Raw genomic sequence first — 23072 nt, forward strand, 5'->3', positions numbered from 1 at the left:
CCGCAGGAGCTGACAGTCCGGGGGGTCTGTCAGGTGGCCGCAACGCGGCGGCGGCGGTTGCCCAACCGCTTGGCCAGCACGGCCCCCGCGGCCATCACCAGGCCGAGCGCGATGGCGGGCTGGCGGATCGACAATTCGGTGAAACGGATCGCCGGCAGGCTCCACAGCTTGCAGGGCGCGCTGGCCTGCACGGTGGCGCTGCGGGCGCGGTGCGAAAAGAACGCGCCTTCGCCGACCACCGAGCCCGCGCCCACGATGGCCAGGCGCAAACGTTCCTTCTCGTCCTGGTAGTGCACGCTCAGGCTGCCGCTTTCCACCAGGTACAGGGTGCGGTCCGTGGCGCCCTGGGTGAACAGCACCTGCCCGGCGGGCATGACCACGGGCAGGAGGTACGACGACAGCACATCCCACTGCGCGGGCGTCAGCGGGTTGGTCATGCTGTCGTCTGCACTGGCCTGTGCAATGGCATCGATCAGACCTTGCAGGTCCACCTTGGAAACAACCGGCGTGGGAACATTCATGGTGCGCCGAAAGTACCCTTGTTACAGATGGGACACAAGCGTTGTTAACGTCCGTTTACAACATTCGCGACAAGCGGCGGCGTGGGCTCCTTGGCCGGATGCCGCCGGCCGCCTCGCGCCCTTCATTTGCCGATGCAGAAGCTGGAAAAGATGACGCCCAGCAGGTCGTCCGAACTGAATTCGCCCGTGATGGCGCTCAGGGCGTTCTGGGCCAGGCGCAGCTCCTCGGCCAGCAGGTCCAGCGCCGGGCCCTGCGCCTGCAGCTGGTCGGCCGCCTCCTGCAGATGGGCCCCCACGGCCTGCAGCGCCTGCACATGCCGGGCCCGGGCGATGTAGATGCCCTCCGGTGCGGACTGCCACCCCGCCACCTCCAGCAGCAGGCGCCGCAGGCTGTCGAGCCCCTCGCCCGTGCGGGCCGACAGGCGCACCCCCGGCCGGGCGCCCGCTCCCGCAGGAGCCCCGGGCACGCCCCGGGGAGCCCGGTCCAGCTTGTTCCAGACATCGATGACGGGGATGCTTCCAGGCAGTTTCTGGGTCAGTGCGTTTTCTATACCTGCGTCGGCAGCTATGTAATCAATAGCATCCGCGCGCTCCAGGTCGTGCAGGAACAGCACCGCGTCGGCCCCCGCGATCTCGTCCCAGGCGCGCGCGATGCCGATGCGCTCCACCTCGTCGCTGCTGTCCCGCAGGCCCGCGGTGTCGATGATGTGCAGCGGCACGCCTTCGATCTGGATGGTCTGCTGCACCTTGTCGCGCGTGGTGCCCGCAATGGGCGTGACGATCGCCAGCTCGGCCCCGGCCAGCGCGTTGAGCAGCGAGCTCTTGCCCGCGTTGGGCTGGCCCGCGATGACGACCTTGATGCCCTCGCGCAGCAGCGCGCCCTGGCGCGCGCGCTGCATCACGGAGGCCAGCGTTTGCTGCAATTTCGATAGCTGCCCGTGCGCATCCGCCTTGCGCAGGAAGTCGATTTCTTCTTCAGGAAAATCGAGCGTGGCCTCCACCAGCATGCGCAGGTGGATGAGCGCATCGCGCAAGGCGTGGATCTCGGCCGAGAACGCGCCCGTGAGCGAGCGGCTGGCGCTGCGCGCGGCGGCCTCGGTGCTGGCGTCGATCAGGTCGGCGATCGCCTCGGCCTGGGCGAGGTCGATCTTGTCGTTCAGGAACGCGCGTTCGGTGAACTCGCCCGGCTGCGCCACGCGCAGGCCGGGCAGGCAGGGCTGGCCCGTGGCCGGGTCGGTGGCCGCCCCCGCCTCCAGGCAGCGCGCCAGCAGCAGTTGCAGCACCACGGGGCCGCCGTGGGCCTGCAGTTCCAGCACGTCTTCGCCGGTGTAGCTGTGCGGGCCAGGGAAATACAGCGCCAGCCCCTGGTCGATGGCCTGCCCCTGCACATCCCGGAAGGGCAGGTAGGTGGCCTCGCGGGCTTTCAACGCCCGGCCGCACAGCGCCTGCACCAGCGCGCCGATGGCGCGGCCCGACACCCGCACGATGCCGACGGCCCCGCGCCCCGGAGCGGTGGCGATGGCGACGATGGGGTCATGGTGGCGGGCAAGCATGGTGGCGACTGTACAAGGTTGATGGACAAGAAAAAGGCCGCTTGCGCGGCCTTTCGGGGGGTCAGTTCATGGATGTCAGCGTTGCCGCTGTGGCATCACTTGAAACTGGGAAGGTTGAACTGCGGTGGCACGCCCATGCGGGTGTTGATGAGCCACTGCTGCGCAATCGACAAGATGTTGTTGGTCAGCCAGTACAGCACCAGGCCGGCCGGGAAGAAGAAGAACATCACGCTGAAGATCAGCGGCATGAACCACATCATCTTGGCCTGCATCGGGTCGGGTGGCGCGGGGTTCAGGGCCGTCTGCAGCAGCGAGCTGGCCGTCATCAGCAGGGGCAGGATGAAGAACGGGTCGGGCGTGGACAGGTCGCGGATCCAGCCGATCCAGGGCGCGTTGCGCATTTCCACGCTGGACAGCAGCACCCAGTACAGCGCGATGAACACGGGGATCTGGATCATGATGGGGAAGCAGCCGCCCATGGGGTTGACCTTTTCCTCGCGGTAGATGCGCATCATCTCCTGCTGCATCTGCTGCGGCTTGTCCTTCAGGCGCTCGCGCATCTCCATGATCTTGGGGTTGATGGCCTTCATCTTGGCCATGCTGGCGTAGGCCTTGGCGTTGAGCCAGTAGAACGCGATCTTGAGCAGCAGCACCAGGGCCACGATGGACCAGCCCCAGTTGTTCAGGAGCTTGTGCAGCTGGTCGAGCAGCCAGTACAGCGGCTTGGACAGGATGGTGAGCCAGCCGTAGTCCTTGACCAGCTCCAGCCCGGGGTAGAGCTTTTCCATCATGGTCTCCACCTGCGGGCCGGCGAACAGGCGCGCGTCCACGGTCTTGCTCGCGCCCGGCTCGATGGCGCCCAGCGAGGTGAGCATGCCCACGGAGTACAGGTTGGTGTCCACCTTGCGGGTGAAGGGCTCGCGCTGCACGCCGTCGGCCAGCAGCCAGGCCGTGGCGAAGTAATGCTGCACCATGGCGACGTAGCCGTTGGGCGCATCCTTGGGGATGTCGACCTTGCCGTTCTCGATGTCCTTGAACTCGATCTTCTGGTACTTCTTGGCCTCGGTGAAGACCGCGGGGCCGGTGAAGGTGGAGTAGAACGAAGACTCTCCGGGCGGCTTGTTGCCGTCGCGCACCAGTTGCAGGTACAGCTGGGGCGACACGGCGGCGCTGCCGGTGTTCACGACCTCGTGCTTGACGGCAATGTCGTAGGCGCCGCGCTTGATGGTCCAGGTCTTGGCCAGCTTCACGCCACCTTGCACGGGCGATTCGAAGCGGATGCTGATTTCGTCTTCGCCGTCCTTGAGCTCGCGGGGGCCGGGCACCACGGTCATCGCGGTCTTGTGGGTGGGGAAGGTGCCGCCGATCAGGCCCGTCTGCGCCACGTAGACACGCTGCGCGCTCTCGTCCAGCAACAGGAAATTGCGGGTCTTGTCCGCCATGTCCGCGTGCTGCAGCAGCTCGGCATGCGTGAGCGATCCGCCCTCGCTGTCAAACGTCAGCCGGTACAGGTCGGTCTTGACCTCCACGCGTTCGCGCGCGGCCGGAGCAGCCGCGGGCGCCAGCTGGCCAGGCACCGCCGAGGCACCCTGCGCCGCAGCCGCCACCGGCGCGCTGGAGGCGGGGACGCTGGCCGCGCCGGTGGCGCTGGACGCGGCGCCCTGGGCGGCAGGCGCCGTCACCGTCGGCGTGGAGGGGAAAAAGGTGGCCTTGTTGCCGTTGTGCAGCTGCCACTTGTCCCACAGCAGAACCATGGAAAAGCCAAAAATCACCCACAGGATGGTGCGGCGAATGTCGTTCATGAAGACTTCTTTGGTGAGGATGGTTGGGTGTTGGAATCAGAAAGCCGCGAGAACAGCCGCATGCTGCGCGGCAATTGTTGCGGGACCGGGTCATGGCCCCCGTCACACCAGGGGTGGCAGCGTACCAGCCTGCGCACCGTGAGATAGCTGCCTGCCGCGGCGCCGTGCCGTTCCAGCGCCTGCAGCGAATAGGCCGAACAGGTGGGCTCGAAGCGGCAGGCAGACCCCAGCCAGGGGCTGAGGAACAGCCGATAGCCCTTGACCACGCCCATCAGCAGGCGCTGCATCATCATGGCGCAACCACCTCTGCCACCACGGGCGAAGCGGGGGCCGAGGCCGCCGCAGCACCGCCCGACCGCCGGGCGGCATGGCCAAACAGCTGCAGCAACTCTGCACGCACCGCCTGCTTGAGCTGGTCGGACGTGGCGCTCACGAACTGCTTGCGGTCAAACGCGGTGCGCAGACGCACCACATGGGCCGCCTGCGGAAGCCGCGCCTCGAACGTGGCGCCCACCGTGTAGATCTGTCGCTTGATGGTATTGCGCGTCACGGCGCGGCGCGCCCAGCGCTTGGGCACCATGGCACCCAGCCAGACGCCCTGCACGGCAAACAGGGCCTGCGGCCCTTGCGTTGGCGGCAAGGAACCGGGCCCTGTGGGTGCGGCAGCACTGGCGGCCCCGCTGGCAGGGTTGCTGCCAGCGGCGTCCAGCACCAGGCGGTGCAGCGCAAAATGCGCCGTGCGGGAGACAGTGCCCCCCGCCATCGCGGCCTGGAACTGCGGACGGGTTTTCAGCCTGTGCATGCAAGCGCCCCGTTTGGAACCTGGCGGTACAAGCCGGGAACAGGCGGGGAGCAGGCCGTAGACCGTAGCGGCCTTAGACGGCCAGGCGCTTGCGGCCCTTGGCGCGGCGTGCGTTGATAACGGCACGGCCGCCGCGGGTCTTCATGCGGACGAGGAAACCGTGGGTGCGCGCGCGGCGGGTCTTGGAGGGCTGGTAAGTACGTTTCATGATGCTATTCCTTGAGGTTCAGTTCCGGACTGCTGCTCTTGAACCCCCTGCGGCCTGCAACCCGCGCCATATGAAACAGCACTCTGGAGGCAGACCCACGGGGGCAGAAATAACGGCGCGCCGGGTCAAATCACCCTGAACACATTCAGGGAAACCGAAAATTATCGCAGGCTTGGCCGCTGCTGGCAATGCCTTTTGGCTGGCGGGCCTTTCCAGCAGGCCCCGCAACAGCCCCGCGCGCGGCGGCCGGCCTGTGCCGCGCGGCCGCCATCCGCAGCCAGCGCGCACCACAGCCCGGGCAGAAATTCAACCCCAGGAAACACCCGGATGCGGTGCCCGCCAAATTGTGGATAACTCCTTGACAAGCTACAATCCCCCGCCCAGTACCGTTCCTCCTATCCACAACAAGAATCTCCCTGAAATGACCGAGGAACCCTCCCGCAGCCCCCTTCCATCACCCGGCGCAGACGCCGGCCAGGGCCTGTGGCAAGCCTGCGTAGAGCAACTGGCGCAAGACCTGCCCGAACAACAGTTCAACACCTGGATCAAGCCCCTGGTGGCCCAGGTGGCCGAGGACTTCTCCAAGGTGACCGTGCTGGTGGGCAACCGCTTCAAGCTCGACTGGATCCGTGCCCAGTATGCGGGCCGCATCGCCGCCCTGCTCGAGGGCCTGTACGGCCAGCCCGTCACCCTGGAGTTAGCGCTTGCTCAGCGCGAATCCGTTGCCCGTACTTATGTGCGCCCTGCGGCATCGGAGCCATCGAACACCGCCGCCCCCGCTGAATCACCGGCCAGCAGCAGCGATGACGCCTCGGCCGGCGCGTTCCGCAACCGGCTCAATGCCGCCCTGACGTTCGAGACCCTGGTGGAGGGCACGGCCAATCGCATGGCACGCTCGGCGGCCATGCACGTGGCCGGCATGCCGGGCCATCTGTACAACCCGCTGTTCATCTACGGCGGCGTCGGCCTGGGCAAGACCCACCTGGTGCACGCTGTGGGTAACCGCCTGCTGCAGGACAGGCCCGACGCCAAAGTTCTCTACATCCATGCCGAGCAGTTCGTGTCGGATGTGGTTAAGGCCTACCAGCGCCGCACCTTCGACGAGTTCAAGGAGCGCTACCACTCGCTCGACCTGCTGCTCATCGATGACGTGCAGTTCTTCGCCAACAAGGACCGCACGCAGGAAGAATTCTTCAATGCGTTCGAGGCCCTGCTGGCCAAGAAGTCGCACATCGTGATGACCTCGGACACGTATCCGAAGGGCCTGGCCAACATCCACGAGCGGCTGGTCTCGCGCTTCGACTCGGGCCTCACGGTCGCCATCGAGCCGCCCGAGCTCGAGATGCGCGTGGCCATCCTGATCAACAAGGCCCGCGTCGAAGGCACCGAGATGCCCGAGGAAGTCGCCTTCTTCGTGGCCAAGAATGTGCGCTCCAACGTGCGCGAGCTCGAAGGCGCGCTGCGCAAGATCCTCGCGTACTCGCGCTTCAACCAGAAGGAAATCTCCATCCAGCTGGCCCGCGAGGCGCTGCGCGACCTGCTGTCGATCCAGAACCGGCAGATCAGTGTGGAAAACATCCAGAAGACGGTGGCCGACTACTACAAGATCAAGGTCGCCGACATGTATAGCAAGAAGCGCCCGGCCAGCATTGCCCGGCCGCGCCAGATCGCGATGTACCTAGCCAAGGAACTGACGCAAAAGAGTCTTCCCGAGATCGGAGAATTGTTTGGCGGGCGCGACCACACCACGGTTTTGCACGCCGTGCGCAAGATTTCCGGAGAGCGCCAGCAGCTCACGGAACTGAACCAGCAATTGCACGTGCTGGAGCAGACGCTGAAAGGCTAAAAAGGCGTGATCGAGGCCCCCCAGAGAAACGGCTCCGTTAAGGGGCAAAATGACGGGTTGTGCAGCAGGGGGAGGCACGACCCGTGCCGCTGTCCAAGCTCCGTTCCAAAAACCACAAGAGGTTGATGACATGATCGTCCTGAAGGCAACACAAGACAAGGTTCTCGCGGTACTGCAGTCCGTGGCTGGCATCGTCGAGCGCCGGCACACCCTTCCCATCCTGGCCAACGTGCTGATCCGCAAGACAGGCAACGCCCTGCAGCTGACGACCAGCGACCTCGAAATCCAGATCCGCACCACGGCAGAACTGGGCGGCGACACCGGCGACTTCACCACCACGGTGGGCGCGCGCAAGCTCATCGACATCCTGCGCACCATGCCCGGCGACCAGACGGTGAGCCTGGAGTCGGCCCAGTCCAAGCTCATCCTCAAGGGCGGCAAGAGCCGCTTCACGCTCCAGAGCCTGCCGGCCGAGGACTTCCCGCTGGTGCAGGAATCTGCCGCCTTCGGCCCCGTGTTCGCCGTGCCGCAAAAGACGCTGAAGGACCTGCTGGGCCAGGTGTCGTTTGCCATGGCGGTGCAGGACATCCGCTACTACCTCAACGGCATCCTGTTCGTGGCCGAGGGCAAGCAGCTGTCCCTGGTGGCCACCGACGGCCACCGCCTGGCGTTTGCCAGCGCCACGCTGGATGTGGAGGTGCCCAAGCAGGAAGTCATCCTGCCGCGCAAGACCGTGATCGAGCTGCAGCGCCTGCTGTCCGACGCGGGTGGCGAGAACCAGCCCCACATCGAGATGCAGTTCGCCAACAACCAGGCGAAGTTCACCTTCGGCGGCATGGAGTTCGTCACCAAGCTGGTCGAGGGCAAGTTCCCCGACTACAACCGCGTGATCCCCAAGAACCACAAGAACAGCATCACCCTGGGCCGCGCGCCGCTGCTGGCCAGCCTGCAGCGCACCGCCATCATGACCAGCGACAAGTTCAAGGGCGTGCGCCTGAACCTGGAACCCGGCACCCTGCGTGTGGCATCCAACAACGCCGAGCAGGAAGAGGCCGTGGACGAGCTCGACATCGACTACGGTGGCGACACCATCGAGATCGGCTTCAACGTGACCTACCTCATCGACGCCCTGGCCAACATGGGCCAGGACATGGTGAAGGTGGAACTCTCGGACGGCAACAGCTCCGCGCTGATGACCATCCCCGAGAACGACAGCTTCAAGTATGTGGTGATGCCGATGCGCATCTAGCCCTGCGCCCGCCACCGGTGGGCGTGAGGTTGCGATGCCCCGCACCCCGCCCCAGGCAGCCCACCGAAGAAGCTATATTTTTGATAGCTGCCAGCGCTTATTGAATAAGCGCTAGAGCCCAGTTTGACCATTGAACACATTGGAAACCCCGGTTTCCACGGATCCCAAGGCCCACCATGACCGCTGACAACATCCCCTCCGAGCCCGAAGCCACCGGCGTCTCCGGCCATGTTGAGCCCACCCTCGCCAAGATCGACACCAACCAGGCTGGCGCGAGCGAAAGCTACGGCGAAGGCGCCATCACCATCCTGGAAGGCCTGGAGGCCGTGCGCAAGCGCCCCGGCATGTACATCGGCGACACGAGCGACGGCACCGGCCTGCACCACCTGGTGTTCGAAGTGGTGGACAACTCCATCGACGAAGCCCTGGCCGGCCACTGCGACGACATCGTCGTCACCATCCACTCCGACAACTCCATCAGCGTGACTGACAACGGCCGGGGCATTCCGACCGGCGTGAAGATGGACGACAAGCACGAGCCCAAGCGCTCGGCCGCCGAGATCGCGCTGACCGAACTGCACGCGGGCGGCAAGTTCAACCAGAACAGCTACAAGGTCTCCGGGGGCCTGCACGGCGTGGGCGTGAGCTGCGTGAACGCGCTCAGCAAGATGCTGCGCCTGACCGTGCGCCGCGAAGGCAAGGTGCACGCGCTGGAGTTCAGCAAGGGCTTCGTGCAGAACCGCATCGTGCAGACGGTGGACGGCGTGGAAGTCTCGCCCATGCAGGTGCTGGACGACACCGACAAGCGCGGCACCGAAGTGCACTTCTTGCCCGACACCGAAATCTTCAAAGAGAACAACGAGTTCCACTACGAGATCCTGGCCAAGCGCCTGCGCGAACTCTCGTTCTTGAACAACGGCGTGCGCATTCGCCTGAAGGACGAGCGCAGCGGCAAGGAAGACGACTTCTCGGGCGCTGGCGGCGTGCGTGGCTTTGTGGAGTTCATCAACAAGGGCAAGACCGTCCTGCACCCCACCTCGTTCTACGCGGCCGGCGAGCGCCCGGCCGAGACGTATGGCGGCATCCCTGGCACCCACATCGGCGTGGAAGTGGCCATGCAGTGGAACAGCGCGTACAGCGAGCAAGTGCTGTGCTTCACCAACAACATCCCCCAGCGTGACGGCGGCACCCACCTGACCGGCCTGCGCGCCGCGATGACCCGCGTCATCAACAAGTACATCGAAGAAAACGAGTTCGCCAAGAAGGCCAAGGTCGAAGTGACCGGCGACGACATGCGCGAAGGCCTGTGCTGCGTGCTGAGCGTGAAGGTGCCCGAGCCCAAGTTCAGCAGCCAGACCAAGGACAAGCTGGTATCGAGCGAAGTGCGCGCCCCCGTGGAAGACATCGTGGGCAAGCTGCTCACCGACTACCTGCAGGAGCGCCCGGCCGACGCCAAGATCATCTGCGGCAAGATCGTGGAAGCCGCCCGCGCCCGCGAAGCCGCCCGCAAGGCCCGCGAAATGACCCGCCGCAAGGGCGTGCTCGACGGCATGGGCCTGCCCGGCAAACTGGCCGACTGCCAGGAAAAAGACCCCGCGCTGTGCGAGATCTACATCGTCGAGGGTGACTCCGCCGGCGGCTCTGCCAAGCAAGGCCGCGACCGCAAGTTCCAGGCCATCCTGCCCCTGCGCGGCAAGATCCTGAACGTGGAAAAAGCCCGCTACGAAAAGCTGCTGACCAGCAACGAAATCCTGACGCTGATCACCGCCCTGGGCACCGGCATCGGCAAGGCCGGCGGCACGACGGGTGGCGACGACTTCGACGTGGCCAAGCTGCGCTACCACCGCATCATCATCATGACCGACGCCGACGTGGACGGCGCCCACATCCGCACCCTGCTGCTCACCTTCTTCTACCGCCAGATGCCCGAGCTGGTGGAGCGCGGCCACATCTACATTGCCCAGCCACCGCTGTACAAGGTGAAGGCTGGCAAGGAAGAGCTGTACCTGAAGGACGCCCCCGCGCTCGATGGCTTCTTGCTGCGCATCGCGCTGAACCACGCCAGCGTGACCACCGGCGGCGCCAACCCGCAAACGCTGGCTGGCGACACCCTGGCCGAACTGGCGCGCAAGCACCAGATCGCTGAAAGCGTGATCGCCCGCCTGGGCAACTTCATGGACGCCGAGGCCCTGCGCGCGATTGCCGACGGCGTGAGCCTCAAGCTCGACACCGTGGCCGATGCCGAGGCCAGCGCCGTGGCCCTGCAGGCCAAGCTGCGCGAGCTGAACACCACCGGCGCCCCCGCCGAAGTGGCCGGTGAATTCGACGTGCGCACCGACAAGCCCCTGCTGCGCATCAGCCGCCGCCACCACGGCAACATCAAGAGCAGCGTCATCACGCAAGACTTCGTGCACGGCGCCGACTACGCCGCTTTGGCCGAAGCCGCCGAAACCTTCCGCGGCCTGCTGGGCGAGGGCGCCAAGGCCCTGCGCGGCGAGGGCGAGAAGCAGAAGGAAGAAAAAGTGGGCGACTTCCGCCAGGCCATGAAGTGGCTGATCAGCGAAGCCGAACGCAGCACATCCCGCCAGCGCTACAAGGGCCTGGGCGAGATGAACCCCGAGCAGCTGTGGGAAACCACGATGGACCCCAACGTGCGCCGCCTGCTGCGGGTGCAGATCGACGATGCGATCGAAGCGGACCGGGTGTTCACGATGCTGATGGGGGATGAAGTGGAGCCGCGGCGGGACTTCATTGAGACGAATGCGCTGCGGGCGGGGAATATCGACGTGTAAGCCTGCCCGAAGCCGATCTAGCAACGTTTCGGTCTTGATGTCGAGTGCAATCGGTTGATGCGTGCCTATGCAACCAGCTCCATCAGCTTCCCATACCCATCCACCACGTCGTACTTCACCTGGTCAGACGTGATCTTGGCGAAGAATTTGCGGGCGCACTCGATCTTGCTTTCCTCGATTTTTCGCAGGTCCATGCTGGACATCGATCCCTTGGTCTCGGCGACAAAGTACACGTGCTTGACCTTGCCCTCTTGGAACGCAATGGCCCAGTCCGGGTTGTAGTTGCCCACCGGCGTTGGAATAAAGAACCCCCGCGGCAGCTTGGCATACACCACCACTTCGGTGCTGGCATCCAGTTCGCGCACAAAGTCGCGCTCGTTCTTGGAGTCCGTGAAAACGTAGTCGTAGATGTGGTGGTTGGCTTTCACCGCCTTGCTGAAATCTTCCTTGGGCTTGTCCTGGGTGAAGATGTCCATGGTGTGCGTTTCACCCGTGGGGTCGTAGGCGATGTGCTCCACGATTACCGTTGCCTTCTGCTCGTTCATGAGGCGCGCGGCCTTGCGCATGAAGTCTTCGGGGTTGGTGCGGTACTGGCTGAATACTGCTTTGTTGATGCCTTGCAAGACGCTGGCGACCGTGGCGCGCGTCAGTTGCGTCTCATCGGCCAGGCGGCCAATCAGGTCGTACTTGACGGCGGAATGGGCGGATGCACGGTGGTAGTCCGTCGTGGACTCGGTGACCTTGAAGGACTCGCCCTGGCGAATGCCGTCATAAGTTGCCGCCTCAAGCTGCTCCCCGGCCACCACGGTGTACTGCATGGGGCTCACTTTCAGCTCGGATTCCAAGGCCTTCACGCACTTGGCTACCAGCTCCGGCGTTTCAAAGTCCACTGTGTACGCGGCCTTGCGGTTGATGCGACTCCACAGTGCCTTGAACTCGGCTTTGTCAAAATTGGCGTTCAGCGGATTGGTCTTTGCCTTGCGGTCGTCCTCCGGCAGTGGCAACTTCGCATCGCTGAACACGGTGTCGATCAGCGCAAAGACCGCTTCGGCATGGGCCACCAAGTCGGGCGGCAACGCGGCGAGCGTCCCTTCCTTCTTGGCCTCATGGTAGGCATCCGCGATGCGGTCCTTCTCGTCCGTATAGTCGTTTTTAAGCAGGTACTTGTATATCTGCTTGGCCAGTTGCGGGGTTACCTCCACATCGCCAGCCGCTGTTTTGAGCACCTTGCCGGTGAAGTAAGACTCGTCGGCCACCCGTGGCCGCTCCGACAAGCCTTCGCTCATGTCCCGCTGCAAAGCGGTGACGAAATCCTTGTAGCTCTCGCTGGCCACCACCGTCAGCACGTTGATCTGGTGCACCGTGGCGGGGGCGTCCATGCGGTCGCCATGCTGATTGACAGATAAGCGCAATCCGCGCCCTACCTCTTGCCGACGGCTGATGGTGTTGTCGCTGTGCTTCAACGTGCAGATCACAAACACGTTGGGGTTGTCCCAGCCTTCGCGCAAGGCGGAGTGCGAGAAGATGAAGCGCACCGGCTCGTCGAATTTGAGCAACTGCTCCTTCTTGCGCAAAATCAGGTCATACGCATCCACGTCGTCGGTTTCCGTGGACTTCTTGCCCGTCTCAGGGTCCACCATCCGCTTGCTCTTCTTGTCGATGGAGAAGTAGCCTTCATGCGTGCGCGCGGTGGCAATGCCTTTGAGATACCGGTTGTAGGGCGTGTCTTCCAGCGTCATCACCTCGGCCAGTTGCTGGTTGTACTCCTCCTCGAACATCTGGGCGTACTCGCCATTGCGCTCGCCTGCCTCGTCATAACTGCGGTACTTGCTGACGGCGTCGATGAAGAACAGCGACAGCACCTTGATGCCCTGCGCAAACAAGGCCTGCTCTTTCTCGAAGTGGGCTTTGACGGCCTCGCGGATCTGGATGCGGCGCAATGCGGATTCGCTGACATCGCCCGTGGCTTCGCCTGCCACCAGCTCGTGCCCATTGGTGAAGCTCACGGTGTTGGTCAACGCGTTGATGTCAGCCACCACAAAGCCACGGTACTGCTCCAAGCCACCCGACAGGTCGAACAGGTTGTCGTTGCGCGACAGCTTGCGCAGCACCCGCTTGATGCCGCTGTTCTGCTTGATCTCCAACTCCACCCGCGCCACCGGGGCGCTGGTGGACACTTCAATCGACTCCAAGTACAGGTAGGCGTTGGTGCCAGTGAGGCCCTTGACCGATATGCCCCGCACCGCAATCTTCTTGACCAGCTTCTGGTTGTAGGCATCCAGCGCATCCAGCCGGTGGACTTTGTTGTGCGTTGTCTTGTGCGTGGCCGAATACCGCAGCACCGCCAGCGGCTTGAAGTTGGCCAGCGAGTCCAGCGTTTTGCCGCCTTCCATCTTCTGCGGCTCATCCAGAAACAAGATGGGGCGGTTGGCACTGATCACGTCAATGGGCCTGCGGGACTGAAAGTCGTCCAGCTCCTCATAAATCCGCCGTGCGTCCTTGCCCGTGGCATTGAACGCTTGCACGTTGATGACCATGACATTGATGCCCGCGTCACTGGAAAAGCTTTCCAGGTTGTGCAGCTGCTTGGAGTTGTAGATGAAGAAGCGGGCGCGCTTCTTGTATTCGTCCTGGAAGTGCTCTGCCGTGATTTCCAGCGACTTGAACACGCCTTCACGAATGGCAATGCTGGGCACCACCACAATGAACTTGCTCCACCCATAGCGGGCGTTCAGCTCGAACATGGTCTTCACGTAGCAATACGTCTTGCCCGTGCCGGTCTCCATCTCCACATCCAGGTTGATGTCGCACACCTTGGTTTTGACCAAAGCGGCAGACTGCGGCAGGTTTTGCCTGCGCTGCACTGCGTGGATGTTTTCCAGCATCTGGCCGGGGGTCAGTGCCAAATCCGCATTTTTGAACCCGGATGACTCCAACGCAGCCACGGCCTGGCCGCTGGCGTCCACCGCGCGGCCTGGGTCAATGCGGTAGTTAAGCCCTTCGCGCTTGGGTTGCCCGGCAAAACAATCTGCCACCGCCTCCACGGCATTGGTCTGGTAGGCCTGTTTTTTGAATTTGAGCTTCATGCGCTTCTCTGCAACTTCTTTTCTTTGCAAACCGCCTTGCTTCGTGGGGCAAAGCACGTACAGAATTTGCGTAAAATTTATAAAAAATCAATGAAATCAATGGGTTGCGGGGATTTGTTCTTTGGCCTATTCTTTTTTATTCTTTTTTGAATACCCACTTGGGCACTTTGCGGGTGCCTGCATTGGTGATCACTCCACCGATGCGCATGCCCGTCAGCAGGTTGCCAATCTTGTTCTGCTTTTGCGTGGAGTCCAGCGCGTCGCTCAGCTTGCTCCACAGTAGCTTGTCAATCTCTTGGCGGCTTGCGGAGCCAAACTTGGTCAGGTAGTCCGCGATCTGCTTGATGTAGAACTCATCGTCCTGGCCCCGCGTGTTGATGTAGTCGGCCTTCGCCGAAGTGGCGGATGCCACTGTGGCCGAAACGTACAAATGCGGCTTGCGCCCCTCAATCAGCTTGGCATGGCGAAGGCGCTTCGCCACCGCATCGTCTATCGGTAACTTCTTTTGCACACGGTCCAAGGCCAAGATGTCTGAAAGCGGCAAATTGGTGTTCTGAATCAGCATGCGGCTGTAAGCCACGTCCACCACGGCCCCATAAAGCGTCATCTTCACAGTTTGCGGCTCGCTCAGGTCATAGTCCGGCATCGGGAAGTACCGCCGCGCCTGGCCCAGGTGCATTTCGTGAATGCCGTAGCCCATGGTGTCAATCATGTTCAGCTCGGCCATGGCCTGCGTCAAAAATGGATTGCGGTAGCGCCTGGGGGTCTTGTGGCCGCTCACGTAGTCGGCTGGCTGCCCTTCATAAAACGCGCCTTCACTCTCAAACACAAGGCGGTCAGGCTTTTCGACGACGACCACACGCCCATTGCGCGTGTAGTCCTGGTGGGCAATGCAGTTGTGCAATGCCTCCAACACAATTTTCCGGTCGTACTTGGCGACCTCAACGGGCACCAGCTGATCGTCCGGCAAGATGCGCAGCGGCAAATTGCGTATTTTTTGGTACAGCTCGGTGGTGGACAGCAAAAACGGGGGCGCGAAATGCATGTATGCCCGCTCCTCGCCTTCCAGCTTCAAGGTCATCTGCGCAGGGTGGGGCGACAAACGGTAGGCCGACTCCGCTTTGCCCAGCAGCAGCAAGGTGGCTCGGGTGATATTGCCGCTTTGTGTCAGCCGTGCACGGTCCAAAAACACCGCGTCGGGCCATGCCGCAACCTCTTGCGGCGTGAAGCGGTTGGCGTACTTCAACGCAAAAGACTCGCGCGACTTGGCCAGCGCCGCAGTGTCCAAGTCAGCAAGCGTCGCCCCCGGTACCTGCTGCGCCGTCCAATCGGCGGCGCCCACCTGGCCACGCAGCTCATCCAGCTTGTCCAGGCCCAAGTGCGTCAGGCTCTCACCAGCGCGCGCGTAGTAGTGCCCCTTCCATGCAATCGGCATACCCTGCGGCGCAGCGGGAATCTCCAGCAACAGCACGCGGCCTCGGTCCGTCTGCAACTCGTGAATGTCGCGCAGGGTGATGCTGGGCTCGGTATCGCCGGAAATTTGAATCTTCAAGCTTTGCAGACGCTCAGCTTCGGGCCTGTAATCCGTTCCCACCACCGTGCGTGTCGCGTTATCCACGCCGAAAACCAACCACGCGCCCTCCTCGGAACGCAAATTAGCCTCATTGGCCATGGCCGAAAAATAGCGGCCAATTTTGTCGGTGTCATAGTCCTTACCGGCTTGCTTGAACTCCACCACCTCGCCTTCCCAGCGGGAGATCAAGCGGCCAAGCACGGCCTCCAGCGCAGTTTTGTCCATGGCCATCACCTCAAATGGTTTTGACTTCGGTGCTGGGGCTCATCAGCTTGAAGATTTGCTCCACGTTGATCTTCACGCTGTCGGTGGCAAAACCGGCATCGCGGAACACCACGCGCAGGGGTTCTCGCTTGGCAAGCAGCTTCACAAACTCTTCGCTGACACCCTCGTCAAAGCACGCGGCCAAAGCATTGCCATCCACAAAGTACACGGTCTTACCTTCAATGCTCTCCGTGGCAATGGGGAGCGCCAGGTCAACGCCCCAGTCCAGCAGCACCTGGAACAGCAAGTCTTCTGGCGTGCGGTCTTCGCGGATGTTGTTGACCTGCTCGGACAGCAGGTCTTGGGACACCGCATCGGGGGTGTAGAACACTTCCTTCATGTTGGAGCTGTCGATTTTGAGAACGCGGAAGCCAACATCCGCTTTCGCCCCGTCGATCTGCCCGCGCACATCCGCTCCGTAGTTGCGCACACGGGTGAGACCCATCTCAAAGATGGAACCGAGCCCTGGCTCCGGCTTTGGCAAAGGCTCCGCAATCTGGACACCGATGAAACGCCGGTTGCCGCCATCCTCGAAGTTCTGTTTCAACACGGCATGGGCGGTCGATGCGCTGCCGCTGAAAAAATCCAGGATGATGCTGTTGTCATCCGGCTTGCCAGCCAGTTGCAGGATGCGTTGCAACAGTTCCACCGGCTTCACGGAATTCAGTACGTTTTCGGTCTCCTGAAACGGCACATATTTGAGCAGTGTCTTTTTGGCGTCCTGCGTGTGGCCTACTTCGTCATAGAACCACAGGGTCTGGGGAGTTTTACCGCCAGCGACTTCGCTAAGAAATTTCTTCACTGCGGGAACGTTGTTGCCGTCAGTGCCCCACCAGATTCGCTTGTCAGCGTCCAGCGCCTTGAATTTGCGTTCGTCGATGACCCAGTACCGGCCAGTGGGCGGCCCTGAAAGACGCCTGCCGGATGGGCAAGTTACGGCATATTGGCCCGCGTCATATCGGTTGCGCGCGGACATATCTGCCGCCTTCCACGGTCCACGAGGATCGTTGTCCAGGTTCTTGTAGCGTGCCTCCATTTCGGCTGTGCGTGCCAGTTGTTGTGGCCGCCACTCGGACTTGTTTCGCGCGTAAACCAGAACGTAGTCATGATCCTCGGAGAACCAGTCCGCAGTGTTCTTAGGCGAGTAGACCTTCTGCCAGATAACCTGCGCCACGAAGTTCTCGTCTCCAAACACCTCACTGCACACCTTGCGCAGGTTGTCCACCTCGTTGTCATCGATCGAAATGAAGATCACGCCGTCGTCCCGCAGCAGATTGCGGGCGAGTTTCAGCCGGGCGTAGATCATGCTCAGCCAATCGGAGTGAAAGCGCCCGTTGGCGTCGGTGTTGGCTATCAGCCGTCCGCCTGACTCATCTGCTTGGTTCGAGCGGACGAGGTAGCTTTCTGCGTCATCCGAGTAGTCATCGTCATAGATGAAGTCCCTGCCGGTGTTGTACGGCGGGTCGATATAGATGAGTTTGACCTTGTTCAGGTAGGTCTCCTGCAGCAGTTTCAGCGCATCCAGGTTGTCCCCCTCGATGAACAGGTTCTGCGTGCTGTCAAAGTCCACGCTCTCCTCGCGGCAGGGGCGCAGCGTCTTGGCGATGGGGGCATTGGCGGTCAGCAGTGCCTCGCGCTTGCCGGGCCAGTTGAGCTGGTAGCGTTCTTGCGGGCCTTCCACGATGGATGGGGACAGCTCTTGGCGCAACAGGTCAAAGTCGATGCTGCGCTGGACCACGCCATCGGCGCCCCGCGTTTCGGTCAGGCAGTTGGGGAACAGCTGCGCCAGCTTGTCGATGTTGGCCTGGGTCAGGTCGGGGCTGTGCATTTTTAGTTTATTCATGGTCAAAATGGCCTCTAGCGCTTATCTATAAAGCGCTAATAGCTATCAAATATGTAGCAAATGGGGTGGCACTGCTCATTCAAGAAGACAGCGCATGCAGTTCGCTGCGCATGGTACGCAACTGGGCGTTGATTTCGATCTTGCGGTTGAACTGCTTTTCCAGCGCCAGCCGTGACTCCAGCTTGTCCGCTGCGGCCTGCTTGGCTTGCAGTTGCGCCAGCCGGTCGAGCTGGTCGCGCAAAGTCTCGCCAGCCCGGGCGGGCACCGCCAGGTGCTGGCGCAGCAGCTGCTCGTACAGGCCTTGCAGGTCCACCGCAACCGGCAAGCCGTGGCGGGGCACGTCATCCGGCTGCCACGGCGCGGCATGGTAGTCGCCCAGCACCCATTGGGTGACGGCGTGGCCCGGTGGGGGGTGGGCGGCTTCGCGGGGGCGTTTGTAGGCGGCAATCGACTGGCTGCGGCCGCCGTGCCGCAGCACAAACAGGATGGGGAAGGGGATGGCCTTGTCGATGCACCGCAGCACCGCGTGGCTGATATCCGGCCGCTTTAGCGCAATTTCAAATACCTCGATTTCGGGCACTTCGGGCGTGGCGGGCAGGTTGATGCTTTCTGGGGCCAGCTTGTAGGCCCAGGTGATGCTCTCGACCTGCTGCGCAAACAGCTTTCGCAATGCGGGGGTGGGTTTGCCGTGCGCGTAGATTTTGGCCTTGGCCACGGGCCGGAGCACGGTGGCCTTGGCGGGCCAAGCGAACAGTGCGTGCGCTGTGGTGGGCGTGGGCGTGGGTGGGCAAGTCGGCTCGGTCATGCAGGCTGCACCACCAGAAAGCTGACCAGTTCAAAGTCGTCCAGCCCGGCAACGTCGTGCACCAGGGCACTGGTCTTGCCCGGCGAGAAAAGGCTGTCCACATCCTGTTCGTGCTGGCGCTCGATCATGGTGTGGATGGCCTGGTCCAGCAGCGACGAATACACCGCCATGTCGCGGCCATCGTTGGTGGCTGCGTTGAAGGGCTCGAAGACGGCGGGCACTGGGTCGCTGCGGCCCTTGCAGGCGTTGCGGGCCAAGTCCAGCAGCGTTTTTACTTCGGTGTGGTCGGCAATGAGGGTGCCGTCCATGCCGATGTACACCAGGTAGTAGGGGTGCAGGCGGTTCTTTTGGCGCACCACCGCACCCGAAGTACCACTGAGCTGCCGGTTGCGCAAGGTGAATATCACGCCAGGATGCAAGCCTTTTTCCGCGTCGGCTGGCACCACAGCATGCAAGCCATTGGGAAGGCGCGACAGATCGCCATGGGCCTTGACGTAGTTCAGCAGGTCCATGCGAAAGTCGTTCAGGCCCAGGTCGGTGATGGACACGCCGGTTTTGAGGTCTTCCATCTCGATGACCTCTTCTTGCAGGCGCCGTAATTGCTCTTTGCGGTAGGCCACGTCGTTGGATTGGGCGGATAGCACGTTGTCGTCGCCGGTCGCGGTCACGTCGGCAATCATCATGCGGCTCTCCACCCGCTCTTTGAGTCGGATGTATTCGTCCAGGCTGATGTCCGGCCAGTAGTTGACCAACTGGATGCGCGCGTTGGGCGAACCAATGCGGTCTACCCGGCCAAAGCGCTGGATGATGCGCACGGGGTTCCAGTGGATGTCGTAGTTGATGACGGTGTCGCAGTCCTGCAGGTTCTGGCCTTCGGAGATGCAGTCGGTGGCGATCAGCACGTCAATCTCGCCGGGCTCGCGGGGCAGGGTCAGTGCTTTGTCTTTGGCGCGGGGCGCAAAGAGGGTGAGCAGGGTCTGAAAGTCGATGCCCTGGCGCGGGTTGGCGGCCAGCCGCAGCGTGGTTTTGGGCTCGGTGGTGCCTGTCACCTTGCCCGCATGAATGCCGTGGCCCTGGAGCAGGCCTGCCGCCAGGTTGTCATACAGGTAGTTGGCGGTGTCTGCAAACGCAGTAAATATCAGCAGCTTGCGGTTGCCCGGATTGATGGGGTTGGCGAGCTTTTTATCGATCTCGCCTTGGAGATGTTGCAGCTTGGCGTCGTCAGCCGGGGTGATCTTTTCCATCTCGGCCAGCAGGCCGTCAATCACGCCCAGGTCGGCGCTCAGGTCGTATTCCCACGAGGGCAGGTTCATGTCGGCCAGGTCAATTTTGACCTTGCCGCCGGTGGTGCTCTCGCCGGTGTCGTCAAAGTCGGGCAAGTCCTCGTCGTCAAAGTCAGCATCCTCAAAAGCGGATGCCTGATCGGTGAACATCGCAGCCCTGCCTGTTTTCTTGAAGGCTTCAATCTTGGCCAGGGTCTTCTGGTGGTTGCCTTGCAGGCTCTGCAAGGTAAGGCGAAAAGATGCGACCGAGCTTTCGAGCCGTTTGAGCAGGTTGACGGTCATCAGCGCCTGCAAGCTCTTCTCACGGTCAAACTGCCTGAACTTGCCGGCGCCGCTGGGCACCTCGGTGTCGTACATGTCCTCGTACTTCTTGAGCCGACTGGGCAGGATGTAGCCCACGGGCGCATACACGGCCAGCTTCAGGCGCGAGAGCTGGTTGAAGATGTCGTTGAAGCCAATAACGTCGGGGCGCCGGGTCAACGGGCACTGGAAGGACTTGGGTGTGAGGCGTTCAGGGAAGGTGCCGATGTCTTTGGTGTCGTAGAACGTCTCGATGTGTTTGCGGGACCGGGCAATGGTGACGCTGTCCAGTAACTCGAAAAAGTCAAAGTCCAAGGCGCTCAATATGGCGTCGGCGGTGCGTTCTTCCGGCGGCAGCTTGGTCCAGTTGTTGAATGCGGCCTGCGCCCGGCGAAAGATCTCTTCCACGTCTTGCTCGGTGTGCAGCTTGTCGCCCAGCTGCAAGGAGTCGCCCTCGTAGGCCAGCGCCAACTGGTTGCGCAGGTCGTTGAAGCGGTTGTTGACGGGGGTGGCCGACAGCATCAGCACCTTGGTCTTCACGCCTTGCCGGATGACGGAGTCCATCAGCTTTTGGTAGCGCGTCTCTTTGTCCTTGTAGGCGTCGTTGTTGCGGAAGTTGTGCGATTCGTCGATGACCACCAGGTTGTAGTTGCCCCAGTTCACCCGGTTCAGGGGTGTGCCAAAGGATTCGCCACTGGTGCGCTGCAAGTCGGTGTGGCAAAGAACGTCGTAGTTGAAGCGGTCCGTGGCGAAGATGTTGGTGGTGAGGTTGCGGTTGTAGGTCAGCCAGTTGTCGGCCAGCTTCTTGGGGCACAGCACCAGCACGGAACGGTTGCGCAGCTCGTAGTACTTGATGACGGCTAGCGCCGTGAACGTCTTGCCCAGGCCCACGCTGTCGGCCAGGATGCAGCCGTTGTAGGTTTCAAGCTTGTTGATGATGCCCGTCGCCGCATCACGCTGAAAGTTAAAGAGCCGCTGCCACACCTGCGTGTCGAGGTAGCCCGTGCGGTCGTCGGGCAATACATCTTCATTGAGGTCTTCGAGGAACTCATTGAAGATGTTGTAGAGCATCAGGAAGTAGATGCGCTCGGGCGAGTTCTCTTGGTACACCGATGCAATGTGCTCGCACACCAAGCTGGTTACGTCGTTCAGCTTGACGGGGTCCGTCCATATCTGATCGAACAAGCTCAGGAACATGCCCGTGTTGGCGGGCTCGTCGAATTTGTTGACGATGTTGGATACGGCGTTGCCAGGCTGGTAGCCCAAATCAACGGCGGTGAAGCCATGCAAGGGCATGTACACAGTATTGGGCACGTCCCCCGTTGCACTGGCGGCCTGTACCGCCGCGAACTGCTGCATGGGCGCATTGCCGCTGTTGGTGCGGAATTGCGCCTTGCGGCGCATCCAGTCAGCACATTCACGGGCGATGGCGCGCTGGGTGAGCTTGTTTTTCAGCTGCACCTCGAACTCTGTGCCGTAGAAGCTGCGCTCGGTTTTGGTGTCAGATGGTGGCTTGGGGATGTGGAACTCGCGGCGCTCTTTCTTGGCCGCGTCCGTGGCTTCGTCGGGCATGAACGACGGCGAGGTGAAGATGAACTCGAAGGATTCCACCGATTCCAACTCGCGCTTCAAGGCCTCGTAGGCGTAGATCGAAAAACAGGAAGCCGCGATTTTGAGGCATGCGCCTGGCTGAACGGACTGCTTGATGTCGTCGCCCAGCAGGTCGTTGATGTTGTCGATGAGTTTCATGCCTTTTTCCCGCCGCTCCTTGGTCACATCTTAGCGAAGGAGGATGGAGAACTCGCCACGAAAATGGCTTTGGCATGACACCCAGGACATCCCGATCTGTATTGACTCGGGTGGAAATGAGCTTAAGGAAAGTGGTGCGCTTGGTGGGGGGACTTCGCTTTTTGAAGACTGCAGGTTTCATGCACCCAAAATGCAGGTTCCTACTCACCGACAATGCGGCCCCGCACTGCCGCGGACACGCCATGGCATCTACCACCACCGACGATGATACCGACGCCCCTTCCCCCGGCTGGGACGCCATCTCCGCCCGCCTGGACCACCTCTACCCCGGCCAGGAGCCCAAGCACTTTGGCACGCTGATCTCGCACATGCTGGGCGGGCCTGACCCGCTGGATGGCATCAGCGCCTGGCGGCGCACGGACCCGATGCCGCACTGGCATTTTGTGACGTATGGGTTCAGCGAGTTGTACGCCAAGGAGTCCAATGACCCGGAGGTGAGCGGCTATGGTTTCGAGCTGACGTTTCGGCTGGCGATAGCGCCCAACGCAGTGGTCGATGCCGAGCCCCCGACATGGGCGCTGAATTTTTTGCAGAACTTGGCACGCTATGTGTTCCAGAGCGGCAACGTCTTCAACGACGGTGATTGGATGACAGCCAACGGTCCCATTGCACTGGGGCAGGCCACGCTGATCTGCTCCATGGGCTTTGTGACCGACCCGGAGCTGGCCGAGCCGCTGGCCACGCCCAATGGCTCAGTCGCCTTTTTGCAGGTAGTGGGACTGACGCTGGACGAGGAGCGCGCGGCCAAACAATGGCACACACGCAGTTTGCTCGATGTGCTGCTGCCGCACATGCCGCTGTGGGTAACGGACCTGGACCGCGCCTCGCTGCTGGGCGACCCCACGGTGAAGCAGCAGGTGGACGAGGGCGTGCGACGGGACGGCTCGTCGAGCGGGTACCTGTTTACCGATGTGCTGGACCTCCATCAGACCAAGCGGCGGCTGCGCAAGCCGCTGACTCTGGTGACTTTGGGCGCCCGCCAGGTGGATGAACTGGTGGCCCTGTTGCCGCTGCGCCTGCCGTTTGGCCGCACGCTGCGTGTGGCGGGGCACCGGTGGCAACTACTGCTGGAGCCTTCAGGCAACCAAGGCAGCAATGCAGTGGAATGGCAGGGCGAGGAAGAGAGCGCCGCCATCCTGCGTCTGACCAATGCCACGGTGCAGCAGTTCGTACAGACACTGCAGCCGCGCGAAGGCCGCTATGTGCTGCCGCTGTTGCCGCAGGTGGAGTGGCAGATAGAGAAAACGACGATCCAGGATTCAACCGGAAAAGTCGTTGACGTGGTTGGCTGACCAGTCAGCCAGTCAGCCAAGCGCAGTGTCCAATGGCTGCGCTT

General features: G+C 62.3%; 15 protein-coding genes. 4 read left to right on the forward strand and 11 right to left on the reverse strand.

Features of this window, described 5'->3' with window-relative positions:
- Positions 1 to 29: 29 nt before the first annotated feature.
- The 6 genes from AC1RCS_RS18065 to rpmH form a co-directional block, all read right to left on the reverse strand.
- On the reverse strand, positions 30 to 521 hold the full coding sequence (locus AC1RCS_RS18065) for a Crp/Fnr family transcriptional regulator (RefSeq protein WP_218296331.1): 492 nt from the start codon (positions 519 to 521) through the stop codon (positions 30 to 32).
- Positions 522 to 643: 122 nt separating this feature from the next.
- Positions 644 to 2074, reverse strand: coding sequence for a tRNA uridine-5-carboxymethylaminomethyl(34) synthesis GTPase MnmE (gene mnmE / locus AC1RCS_RS18070; RefSeq protein WP_492246548.1), 1431 nt, complete (start codon positions 2072 to 2074; stop codon positions 644 to 646).
- Between the two features lie 95 nt (positions 2075 to 2169).
- Complete coding sequence (gene yidC / locus AC1RCS_RS18075; RefSeq protein WP_218296333.1) at positions 2170 to 3876, reverse strand: membrane protein insertase YidC; 1707 nt, start codon at positions 3874 to 3876, stop codon at positions 2170 to 2172.
- Complete coding sequence (yidD, locus tag AC1RCS_RS18080) at positions 3873 to 4166, reverse strand: membrane protein insertion efficiency factor YidD (protein ID WP_218296334.1); 294 nt, start codon at positions 4164 to 4166, stop codon at positions 3873 to 3875. The genes yidC and yidD overlap by 4 nt, the downstream gene beginning before the upstream one ends.
- A complete protein-coding gene (locus tag AC1RCS_RS18085) occupies positions 4166 to 4678 on the reverse strand; it encodes a ribonuclease P protein component (protein ID WP_369640908.1) in 513 nt (170 codons plus the stop codon). The genes yidD and AC1RCS_RS18085 overlap by 1 nt, the downstream gene beginning before the upstream one ends.
- Positions 4679 to 4751: 73 nt before the next feature.
- Positions 4752 to 4886, reverse strand: coding sequence for a 50S ribosomal protein L34 (gene rpmH / locus AC1RCS_RS18090; protein WP_005798102.1), 135 nt, complete (start codon positions 4884 to 4886; stop codon positions 4752 to 4754).
- Positions 4887 to 5307: 421 nt separating this feature from the next.
- On the opposite strand from rpmH, the gene dnaA reads away from it, so the two are divergent.
- The 3 genes from dnaA to gyrB all read left to right on the forward strand — a co-directional run bounded on the left by dnaA (position 5308) and on the right by gyrB (position 10773).
- The gene (gene dnaA, locus AC1RCS_RS18095) at positions 5308 to 6732 is read left to right on the forward strand and encodes a chromosomal replication initiator protein DnaA (RefSeq protein WP_218296336.1); all 1425 of its coding nucleotides are present in this window, start codon (positions 5308 to 5310) and stop codon (positions 6730 to 6732) included.
- A gap of 130 nt (positions 6733 to 6862) precedes the next feature.
- Positions 6863 to 7981: a DNA polymerase III subunit beta gene (gene dnaN / locus AC1RCS_RS18100; RefSeq protein ID WP_218296337.1), complete on the forward strand. Its 1119-nt coding sequence runs from the start codon at positions 6863 to 6865 to the stop codon at positions 7979 to 7981.
- Between the two features lie 176 nt (positions 7982 to 8157).
- Complete coding sequence (gyrB, locus tag AC1RCS_RS18105) at positions 8158 to 10773, forward strand: DNA topoisomerase (ATP-hydrolyzing) subunit B (RefSeq protein ID WP_218339354.1); 2616 nt, start codon at positions 8158 to 8160, stop codon at positions 10771 to 10773.
- A gap of 65 nt (positions 10774 to 10838) precedes the next feature.
- Here gyrB and AC1RCS_RS18110 read toward each other — a convergent pair whose 3' ends face one another.
- The 5 genes from AC1RCS_RS18110 to AC1RCS_RS18130 all read right to left on the reverse strand — a co-directional run bounded on the left by AC1RCS_RS18110 (position 10839) and on the right by AC1RCS_RS18130 (position 21676).
- Positions 10839 to 13859 carry a type III restriction-modification system endonuclease gene (locus tag AC1RCS_RS18110; protein ID WP_492246549.1) on the reverse strand — a complete coding sequence of 1007 codons (3021 nt, stop codon included), beginning with the start codon at positions 13857 to 13859 and terminating at the stop codon, positions 10839 to 10841.
- Between the two features lie 136 nt (positions 13860 to 13995).
- Positions 13996 to 15657: an RNA-binding domain-containing protein gene (locus AC1RCS_RS18115; protein ID WP_492246550.1), complete on the reverse strand. Its 1662-nt coding sequence runs from the start codon at positions 15655 to 15657 to the stop codon at positions 13996 to 13998.
- Between the two features lie 10 nt (positions 15658 to 15667).
- On the reverse strand, positions 15668 to 17539 hold the full coding sequence (locus tag AC1RCS_RS18120; RefSeq protein WP_492255481.1) for a site-specific DNA-methyltransferase: 1872 nt from the start codon (positions 17537 to 17539) through the stop codon (positions 15668 to 15670).
- Positions 17540 to 17618: 79 nt separating this feature from the next.
- Positions 17619 to 18344, reverse strand: coding sequence for a DUF4391 domain-containing protein (locus AC1RCS_RS18125; RefSeq protein WP_492246092.1), 726 nt, complete (start codon positions 18342 to 18344; stop codon positions 17619 to 17621).
- A complete protein-coding gene (locus AC1RCS_RS18130) occupies positions 18341 to 21676 on the reverse strand; it encodes a helicase-related protein (RefSeq protein WP_492246093.1) in 3336 nt (1111 codons plus the stop codon). The genes AC1RCS_RS18125 and AC1RCS_RS18130 overlap by 4 nt, the downstream gene beginning before the upstream one ends.
- Before the next feature lie 242 nt (positions 21677 to 21918).
- Here AC1RCS_RS18130 and AC1RCS_RS18135 point away from each other — a divergent pair, with 242 nt between their 5' ends.
- Complete coding sequence (locus tag AC1RCS_RS18135) at positions 21919 to 23028, forward strand: suppressor of fused domain protein (protein ID WP_492246094.1); 1110 nt, start codon at positions 21919 to 21921, stop codon at positions 23026 to 23028.
- Positions 23029 to 23072 lie beyond the last annotated feature (44 nt).

This window comes from Acidovorax sp. GW823-FHT01C06 (assembly GCF_058798375.1).

What these genes read in the sequence shown, in the direction of transcription:
- AC1RCS_RS18065 (WP_218296331.1), bottom strand. Translation starts at nt 521, where the DNA reads ATGAATGTTCCCACGCCGGTTGTTTCCAAGGTGGACCTGCAAGGTCTG.
- mnmE (WP_492246548.1), bottom strand. Translation starts at nt 2,074, where the DNA reads ATGCTTGCCCGCCACCATGACCCCATCGTCGCCATCGCCACCGCTCCG.
- yidC (WP_218296333.1), bottom strand. Translation starts at nt 3,876, where the DNA reads ATGAACGACATTCGCCGCACCATCCTGTGGGTGATTTTTGGCTTTTCC.
- yidD (WP_218296334.1), bottom strand. Translation starts at nt 4,166, where the DNA reads ATGATGCAGCGCCTGCTGATGGGCGTGGTCAAGGGCTATCGGCTGTTC.
- AC1RCS_RS18085 (WP_369640908.1), bottom strand. Translation starts at nt 4,678, where the DNA reads ATGCACAGGCTGAAAACCCGTCCGCAGTTCCAGGCCGCGATGGCGGGG.
- rpmH (WP_005798102.1), bottom strand. Translation starts at nt 4,886, where the DNA reads ATGAAACGTACTTACCAGCCCTCCAAGACCCGCCGCGCGCGCACCCAC.
- dnaA (WP_218296336.1), top strand. Translation starts at nt 5,308, where the DNA reads ATGACCGAGGAACCCTCCCGCAGCCCCCTTCCATCACCCGGCGCAGAC.
- dnaN (WP_218296337.1), top strand. Translation starts at nt 6,863, where the DNA reads ATGATCGTCCTGAAGGCAACACAAGACAAGGTTCTCGCGGTACTGCAG.
- gyrB (WP_218339354.1), top strand. Translation starts at nt 8,158, where the DNA reads ATGACCGCTGACAACATCCCCTCCGAGCCCGAAGCCACCGGCGTCTCC.
- AC1RCS_RS18110 (WP_492246549.1), bottom strand. Translation starts at nt 13,859, where the DNA reads ATGAAGCTCAAATTCAAAAAACAGGCCTACCAGACCAATGCCGTGGAG.
- AC1RCS_RS18115 (WP_492246550.1), bottom strand. Translation starts at nt 15,657, where the DNA reads ATGGACAAAACTGCGCTGGAGGCCGTGCTTGGCCGCTTGATCTCCCGC.
- AC1RCS_RS18120 (WP_492255481.1), bottom strand. Translation starts at nt 17,539, where the DNA reads ATGAATAAACTAAAAATGCACAGCCCCGACCTGACCCAGGCCAACATC.
- AC1RCS_RS18125 (WP_492246092.1), bottom strand. Translation starts at nt 18,344, where the DNA reads ATGACCGAGCCGACTTGCCCACCCACGCCCACGCCCACCACAGCGCAC.
- AC1RCS_RS18130 (WP_492246093.1), bottom strand. Translation starts at nt 21,676, where the DNA reads ATGAAACTCATCGACAACATCAACGACCTGCTGGGCGACGACATCAAG.
- AC1RCS_RS18135 (WP_492246094.1), top strand. Translation starts at nt 21,919, where the DNA reads ATGGCATCTACCACCACCGACGATGATACCGACGCCCCTTCCCCCGGC.